Raw genomic sequence first — 1,444 nt, forward strand, 5'->3', positions numbered from 1 at the left:
AGCTGGACAGCTGTTGGTTAGGCTACAGCGGACCGGGTCCTGTACGCTACAGGGCTCAGTCCGCCAAGCTTCACTTTGATTCGCTTATGGTTGTAGTAATGGATGTACTCATCCAGCCCCGCTTGCAACTGCTCCACGCTTTCAAAGCTTTCCCGATAGTAGAACTCTGACTTCAGCGTGCCGAAGAAACTCTCCATTGTGGCGTTGTCATGGCAGTTTCCTTTGCGTGACATGCTTTGCTCCAGCCCTGCTTTTTCTAGCCTCTCCCGGTACTTTGGATATCGATAGTGCCAGCCTTGATCTGAATGCAGCATTGGCTTGCCGCCCTCAGGTAAGCCTTCAATAGCTTTTTCCAGCATCTCGCCCACCAAGGCATATTGGGGACGTATTGCCGTCTGATAGGCCACGATTTCTCCGTTGTACAAGTCCAAAACTGGGGACAAGTACAGCTTTTTGCCGGCCACTTTGAACTCGGTGACATCCGTCACCCATTTCTGATTCGGTTGCTCAGCCTCGAACTGACGAGCCAAGGTGTTGGGCGACACTTCGCCCATCGGCCCTTTATACGACCTGTATTTCTTAGGCCGCACCGTGCATTTCAGACCCAGCTCCCCCATCAGTCGTCGTACCGTTTTACTGTTGATCAGCGATCTTTCTTTACGTAGTTCTAGCGTCATCCGACGGTAACCAAAGCGGCCCTTATGCTCGTTTTGGATGGTCTGGATAGAAGCTTTGATCGAGGAAAATCGGTCCGCAACGCCCATCGCCTTGAGTTGGTAGTAGTACGTACTTCGCGCAAGGCTCACTAGCTTGAGCAAGTCACGCAAGGGAAAGTGTTGCTTAAGCTCACTGACTAATCGGGCTTTTTCTTCTGTTCTTTCTCCCGCCTCATCACCGCCTCGCCTAACTCCCCAAGCTTTTTTAGATAAGCGTTCTCCATCCGTAGGTATTGGAGCTCATCAAGTAACGTCTTGTGCTCAGGCTCAGGGCTGGTGAGTGGGGCAGCGGTTTTGCGTGGTTTAGCAGGTGGTTTAGGCATAGCGGTGCTCAGTCCTCTTTTCCCTGACTCCAGGGCTTCAATACCGCCACTGTAATACTGCTGTTGCCATCTGCCCACCTGAGTGGAATCCCCCAAGTTGAAAAGCGCCGCTGCGCGGCGCAAGGAAAGGGAGTCATCCCACATGCGCCGTAGAACAGAGAACTTGAACAAGGCACTGTAACGCTGGCCGGTACTGCTCAAGCTGGCCTCACCGTGTAATCGATAAGCCTCGACCCAACGACGAAGCAAGGTGGGGTCCATTTGAAATTGAGCGGCGACCCGGCGAAACCCTCGGCCTCGCTCAAGGAAAGCGGTGATGGCAGATAGCTTGAACTGCGTGGTGTACTTGCTCATGAAAACGCCCCAGAAATTGGATGGGTGTCCAACTTCTGGGGCGCACTTCAG

General features: G+C 53.0%; 1 protein-coding gene. It reads right to left on the reverse strand.

Going from position 1 to position 1,444, the window contains the following annotated elements; all coding sequences use genetic code 11:
* Nucleotides 1-17: 17 nt before the first annotated feature.
* Nucleotides 18-1,393, reverse strand: a protein-coding gene (locus tag TV75_RS21680; protein ID WP_404940672.1) for an IS3 family transposase whose coding sequence is annotated in 2 segments (ribosomal slippage) — nucleotides 18-899 and nucleotides 902-1,393 — 1,374 coding nt in all. Because the reading frame shifts where the segments join, the coding sequence is not laid out codon by codon here.
* Nucleotides 1,394-1,444: the final 51 nt, after the last annotated feature.

The sequence above is a fragment of the Rossellomorea aquimaris genome (assembly GCF_000935355.1).
Lineage (GTDB): Bacteria > Bacillota > Bacilli > Bacillales > Bacillaceae_B > Rossellomorea > Rossellomorea aquimaris_B.